The 6,431-nt window shown below is 69.3% G+C and carries 5 protein-coding genes; 2 read left to right on the forward strand and 3 right to left on the reverse strand.

The window, feature by feature from the left end; genetic code table 11:
• Positions 1-704, reverse strand: a 704-nt coding sequence (locus ACRDP3_RS24755; RefSeq protein WP_431519212.1) for a TrmB family transcriptional regulator, incomplete at its 3' end; no start/stop codon positions are given.
• Positions 705-975: 271 nt separating this feature from the next.
• Here ACRDP3_RS24755 and ACRDP3_RS24760 point away from each other — a divergent pair.
• Both ACRDP3_RS24760 and ACRDP3_RS24765 read left to right on the forward strand, forming a co-directional pair.
• Positions 976-2,745, forward strand: coding sequence for an NAD+ synthase (locus ACRDP3_RS24760; RefSeq protein ID WP_431519213.1), 1,770 nt, complete (start codon positions 976-978; stop codon positions 2,743-2,745).
• Positions 2,746-2,773: 28 nt separating this feature from the next.
• Positions 2,774-3,358 (forward strand): TetR/AcrR family transcriptional regulator, encoded by a 585-nt coding sequence (locus ACRDP3_RS24765; protein ID WP_431519214.1) that lies wholly within the window; start codon positions 2,774-2,776, stop codon positions 3,356-3,358.
• A gap of 173 nt (positions 3,359-3,531) precedes the next feature.
• Here ACRDP3_RS24765 and ACRDP3_RS24770 read toward each other — a convergent pair whose 3' ends face one another.
• The gene (locus tag ACRDP3_RS24770; protein WP_431519216.1) at positions 3,532-4,755 is read right to left on the reverse strand and encodes an MFS transporter; all 1,224 of its coding nucleotides are present in this window, start codon (positions 4,753-4,755) and stop codon (positions 3,532-3,534) included.
• Between the two features lie 299 nt (positions 4,756-5,054).
• Positions 5,055-6,050: an endonuclease/exonuclease/phosphatase family protein gene (locus ACRDP3_RS24775; protein ID WP_431519215.1), complete on the reverse strand. Its 996-nt coding sequence runs from the start codon at positions 6,048-6,050 to the stop codon at positions 5,055-5,057.
• Positions 6,051-6,431: the final 381 nt, after the last annotated feature.

Raw genomic sequence — 6,431 nt, forward strand, 5'->3', positions numbered from 1 at the left:
ACCACGCTGCTGGCCATCTCGTGCGGTGCCGAACGCAGCGGAACGAGGGCGACCCGGTCGTCCGCGACCAGCAGTTTCGTCGGCGTATCGGCCATCACCCGCGCCTCCTCGCCCAGTACGGCACACGCCTCGATGTCGGTGTCGATGCGGTGGAAGGTCTCCAGGCCGTGGGTGTCGTAGATGACGCGGTAGCCGATGCCCCGCCGCATCGTCTTGGCCTGCACCGGCATCATCCCGGTCTTGGGGTCGAGTCGGTCGGGGTCGCTGTTGGCGTACGGGGGACGGTCGATGCCGCGTATCTGGTGCCGTGCGCTGTGCTGCAGCTGGTCGACCTGCTGGATCACGGCCGCCCGGCCGGTGACTATCTCCACCAGGTCGACGGGATCGCGGGCGGTCGCGTTGGCGCGGAAGCGGGTGGCGAGAAGCTGGATGTGGCGGCGGGTGCGGTGAATGGACTCCTCGCGGGCCAGCAGCAACGACTCGAAGGCGACCTCGGGCGCCACGGGCAGGAACCGCTCCTCGCCACGGCGCTCCCCCGGGTACCTGCCGACCAGGCTCAACTTCTCCAGTGCTGTGAGGGTTTCGCGAACCTTTGCGGCACTCAGACCCAGCACGGTACGGAGCTCTGAGACGGTGACGGCACCGTCGACGAGCGCCTCGTAGGTCTGCTGTTGGACGGGTTCGAGACCGAGAGCCTCCAGCATGTACATCCCCCTGTGCGGTGGCGAGTTCACGTCACTGACCGATGCCCGCCAGGCGGGCGTCGAATCCAGTACACCAGGTATCGAAATGCTGCGGATACCCTCGCGTAGGTGAGGTTGGGTACTGGATACGGTTGTGACGGTGACGTGAAGGGCTCGTGACCGGTTCCCGTACGCGCTTTGCGGAGCTAGTCACTCCGTTTTGACAGCCGCTCTCAGAACGTACTCAGCTGCGGCTCTCCATCGCGTCAGACAGACGATTACAGTGGAGGGCGTGCCTCAACTACGTCTCGCTCTGAACCAGATCGACTCCACCGTCGGTGACCTCGAAGGCAACGCCGAATCGGTCCTCCACTGGACCCGTCGTTCGGTCGAGCAGGGAGCGCACCTCGTGGCGTTCCCCGAGATGATGCTGACCGGCTACCCGGTGGAGGATCTGGCCCTGCGCGGCTCGTTCGTCCACGCCAGCCGTACGGCGCTGCGCACTCTCGCGCGCAGGCTGGCCGAGGAGGGCTTCGGCGACGTCCCCGTCGTCGTCGGCTATCTGGACCGCGCCGAGGATGCGCAAGCCGTCCTGGGCAGCCCCGCAGGCGCCCCGCGGAACGCCGCCGCCGTACTGCACGAGGGCGAGGTGGCGCTGGCCTTCGCCAAGCACCATCTGCCCAACTACGGCGTCTTCGACGAGTTCCGCTACTTCGTTCCGGGCCAGACCCTTCCCGTCATCCGGGTCCACGGAGTCGATGTCGCCCTCGCCATCTGCGAGGACCTGTGGCAGAACGGCGGCCGCGTCCCCGCCGCACGTACCGCCGGCGCCGGGCTGCTGCTCTCCGTCAACGCCTCCCCGTACGAGCGCGACAAGCACGACACCCGTCTGGAACTGGTGCGCAAGCGCGCCCAGGAGGCCGGATGCACGACGGCCTATCTCGCGATGGTCGGCGGGCAGGACGAGCTGGTCTTCGACGGCGACTCGATCATCGTCGACCACCAGGGTGAAGTGCTCACGCGTGCACCGCAGTTCGAGCAGTGCTGCGTCGTCGTCGACCTGGACCTGCCCGCGGCGGCGGCGACACCGCCCGGCGGCGTCGTCGACGACGGACTGCGCGTGGAGCACGTCACGCTCTCCGCAGGGCCGCTGCCCGCGTACGAGCCGGAGGCCGCCGGGCGCGAGGCACCGCGCATGGAGGACGACGAGGAGATCTACACGGCCCTCGTCGTCGGACTGCGCGCGTACGCCGCCAAGAACGGTTTCCGCTCGGTGCTGATCGGCCTGTCCGGCGGCATCGACTCCGCCCTCGTCGCGGCCCTCGCCTGCGACGCGGTCGGACCCGGGAACGTCTACGGCGTCTCGATGCCGTCCCGCTACTCCTCCGAGCACTCCAAGGACGACGCCGCCGAGCTCGCGCGGCGCACCGGGCTCCACTTCCGTACCGTCGCGATCGGCCCCATGTTCGACGCCTACATGGAGTCCCTGGCACTCACCGGGGTCGCGGAGGAGAACCTGCAGTCGCGGCTGCGCGGCACCACCCTGATGGGCCTGTCCAACCAGGAGGGCCACATCGTGCTCGCGCCGGGCAACAAGTCCGAGCTGGCGTGCGGCTATTCGACCCTCTACGGCGACTCGGTCGGCGCGTACGGTCCGATCAAGGACGTCTACAAGACGAACGTCTTCCGGCTGGCGGAGTGGCGCAACCGCGCCGCGGCCGAGCGGGGTGAGACCCCGCCGATCCCGGAGAACAGCATCACCAAGCCGCCGAGCGCGGAGCTGCGCCCGGGCCAGGTCGACTCGGACACGCTGCCGGACTACGACGTGCTGGACCGCATCCTGAAGCTGTACGTCGACGGCGACGTGGGCCGCGAGGGCATCATCGAGCGCGGCTTCGACCCGGACGTCGTCACACGGGTGCTGCGGATGACGGACACCGCGGAGTACAAGCGCCGCCAGTACCCGCCGGGCACGAAGATCTCCGCGAAGGGCTTCGGCAAGGACCGCCGACTGCCCATCACGAACCGCTGGCGCGAGTCCGCAGCCGGAGTTGTTGACTGATCGTTCCATATAGGTCTACGGTTCCGATGTGGCCAGGACCAAGGAATTCGATCCCGACGCCGCGCTGCAGTCGGCCCTGGAGCTGTTCTGGCGGCGCGGCTACGAAGCGACTTCGATGGCGGATCTCGTCGAGCACCTGGGCATCGGCCGCGCCAGCATCTACGCGACCTTCGGCAACAAGCACGAGCTGTACCTGAAGGCCATGGACCGGTACGCCGAGACGCGCGACCCCGGCCTCCTGGCCGAACTGTCCCAGCCGGGCCCCGCACTGCCCGCCGTACGGACGGTGGTGCGCCGCTTCGCCGCGGAAGCCGCCTCCCCCGAAGACCGCCTGAACGGCTGCTTCGTCACCAACACCGCGGCCGAACTGGCGCCGCACGACCGGGCGGCGTGCCGCCGGGTCGAAATCAGCTGGGATCACGTCGAGATGCCGCTGCACTCAGCACTCGTACGGGCCCGGGCCCAGGGGGAATTGCCCGCGGACCGTGATCCGCGCGCGCTGGCCCGCATGCTGTTCGTGCTGCTGCAGGGTCTGCGGATCGTCGGCAAGGCGTCGGACGACCCCGCCCGGGTGCGGGACGCCGCCGAGCAGGCGCTGAGACTGCTGGACTGAGCCCGACCTGCCCTCCACCCGAGCCACGGGATCGCTTTCGCATGTATCAATAATGGACCATTCAGTCCAGAAAAGAGGAGGGTGTGATCGCCACCCGAAAGGGGCCCGCGCCGCAACGCGGGCCCCTATGCAACGAGGGAGACCCCGGCCGGGGTTCACCCCGGAGACCCGGGTCAGCCCGTGACGCTCTCCGCGGGACGGGCCCGCTTGAGGCGCGGCAGGCCGCGGGCGACGATCCGCGAGCGGGAGCGGGAGGCGTCCCGGTCCAGCACCCCCGCCAGCACCGCGACGCCAAGGCCGGCCAGCGCCAGCACCACGCCCACCAGCATGGGCGACGTCCAGCCCCAGCCTGCCGCGATCGCGACGCCGCCGAGCCACGCGCCGCCCGCGTTGGCGAGGTTGAAGGCGGACTGGTTGCCGGCAGCCGCGAGTGTGGGCGCCTGCTTGGCCTTCTGCATGATCAGCATCTGCAGGGGCGTCGTCGTCATGAAGCCGAGCCCGCCCAGCAGCACGACCATCGTCAGCGCAGCCCACTTGATCTCCACCACGGAGTGGAAGACGAGCATCGCGGCGGCGAGGGCGCCGAGCCCCCCGTACAGGGTGGGCCGCAGCGCCCGGTCCGTCAGCGGGCCCGCGACGAGGGCGCCCAGCGTCATGCCGATGCCGAACAGGGCGAGCACGACGGTGACCGAGGACTCGGCGAGGCCGGTCACCTCGGTCATGATCGAGGCGAGGTAGCTGTAGACGGCGAAGACGCCGCCGAAGCCGAGGACCGCGGTGAGCAGTCCGAGGATCACCTGACGGTCGCGGAGCGCGCGGATCTCGTGGCGGACGCCGCTGCGGTGTTCCAGCGGCACGTCCGGGACCAGCGCGGCGAGGGCCGCCATCGAGAGCAGGCCGATGGCGGTGACGATGAGGAAGGTCGCCCGCCAGCCCAGCGCCTGCCCGACAGCGGTGCCGGCCGGAACGCCGACGATGTTGGCGACGGTCAGCCCGAGGAACATGGTGGCCACCGCACGGGCCCGCCGGTCCTCCGTGACCAGCCGGGCCGCGACGACCGCGCCCACCCCGAAGAAGGCGCCGTGCGGCAGTCCGGCCAGCACTCGCCCCACGAGCAGGGACTCGTAGCTGGGCGCGATGGCGGCGGCCAGGTTTCCGACGGTGAAGAGGCCCATGAGCAGCACGAGCATCCGCTTGCGCGGTACCCGGGAGCCGATCGCGGTGAGCAGGGGGGCGCCGATGACGACGCCGATCGCGTAGGCGGAGACGAGATATCCGGCGGTGGGCACGGACGTGCCCAGGTCGTCCGCGACGTTGGGCAGCAGGCCCATCATCACGAACTCGGTCGTGCCTATTCCGAAGGCGCTGATCGCGAGCGCGAGCAAGGCCAGGGGCATGGGCATGGGGCGGGAACCTTTCCGGACAGGGCGGATCGAGGTAAACGAAGGGGGATGAGCGTTCTCAGCGTGCGTCGTCGCCTTAGTCGAGGAAGGGATCCATCGAATCGCAGGCAGTGACAGGCACTGACTTCTATGTTCTCGTGCTGAACAAAGCCTCTCAGATACCTTGCTCCCGCGGGCGCCATCCGTGTTTCAGGACAGTCACAACCCAGCGCACGGCAACGAAAAACCGGGGGCCCACCTGCGGTGATGGCCCCCGGTTCCGGGGTGTCGGGTGACGCGATTCACTCAGCTGTTCAAAAGTCCACCGAGGCCGCCACGGGCAGGTGGTCGCTGCCGGTGGCGGGCAGCGACCAGGACGCCACCGGTTCGAGCCCCTTCACCATGATCTGGTCGATCCGTGTTGTCGGGAACGAGGCAGGCCAGCTGAAGCCGGGCCCGTCGCCCGCCGCGCCCTGTGTCGAGCGCATCTGGGAGGTGACCGGGGCGAGCGCCCGGTCGTTCATGGTTCCGTTGAGGTCGCCGAGCAGCACGGCCCTGCCCGTACGGTCGTCCGCTATGGCGTTGCCCAGCGCCGCCGCGCTGTCGTCGCGCTGGCCGGCCGTGAAGCCCGACTTGAACTGCACGCGCACCGACGGCAGATGAGCGGCGTAGACGGCGACATCGCCCTCGGGTGTGTCGACAGTGGTGCGCATCGCGCGCGGCCAGCCCATCTTGATGTCGACGGTGCCGGTGTCCCGCATCGGGTACTTGCTCCACACCCCGACCGTGCCCACCCGCTTGTGGTAAGGGAACGGGCCCTCGAGTCCCTTCTCGTACTGCCCGGCCTGCCCGCTCGCGACCTCTTCCAGCGCCACGATGTCCGCACCCGAACCGGCCAGTTCCCGCGCGGTGCGTTCGGGGTCCGGGTTGCCCGCGTTGACGTTGTGCGTGACGACGGTGAGGTCACCGCCCGTACCCGACTTGCTGGTGAACTGGCCGCCGAAGAGGTTCAGCCAGACCAGGGCCGGCACCAGCACCGCCACGAGCGCGACCACGGAGCGGCGCAGCAGCGCCACTACCAGCAGTACGGGCACGAGCACCCCGCCCCAGGGCAGGAAGGTCTCCCACAGCGAGCCGAGGTTGCCGACGGCGTTGGGGACCTCGGCGTGCAGATACAGCGCCAGCCCCAGCAGTACCGCGATCGTCGCCAGCACCCAGCCACGCCGCAGCCCTCCCGGTCCGCCCCAGCCGGAGAAAGACCGCCGGCCGCCCGAAGTATTCGCGGCCTCCGCCATGTACGCGCGTGCCATCCGCTGTCCTCACTTGCCGTGCCGGTACCTGTTGAACGATAGGCGATGCGTGGTGAATGTCCTGAACAGCCTGCCGGTCCGATCGCCTTGGGCGCTGTTCCCCTACGTCATGCATGACGACCTTCCCGGTACGAGAGGTTCCGGTTGCCGGCGACGCGGCGGCCGTTGTGACGGAAACCGCACACCCGGGCAGGTCCTTCCCCTCCTGTTCGTCTGTTTCAAGTCCCCGCCTCACGCCGTCCGACTCCGTCCCGCGGCCCTTCCCCCGGCAGGCGGCGCCGTGCCAGCATGGACGTGTATCCGGGGACGCCGTCAGGGTGCCTCGAGACGACATACAGGAGCGTTCAGCCATGTCTGATGCGCAGAAACAGGACGGGCCCT

The organism is Streptomyces sp. (assembly GCF_050698815.1).
Taxonomy (GTDB): domain Bacteria; phylum Actinomycetota; class Actinomycetes; order Streptomycetales; family Streptomycetaceae; genus Streptomyces.

What these genes read in the sequence shown, in the direction of transcription:
- ACRDP3_RS24770 (WP_431519216.1), bottom strand. Translation starts at nt 4,755, where the DNA reads ATGCCCCTGGCCTTGCTCGCGCTCGCGATCAGCGCCTTCGGAATAGGC.
- ACRDP3_RS24775 (WP_431519215.1), bottom strand. Translation starts at nt 6,050, where the DNA reads ATGGCACGCGCGTACATGGCGGAGGCCGCGAATACTTCGGGCGGCCGG.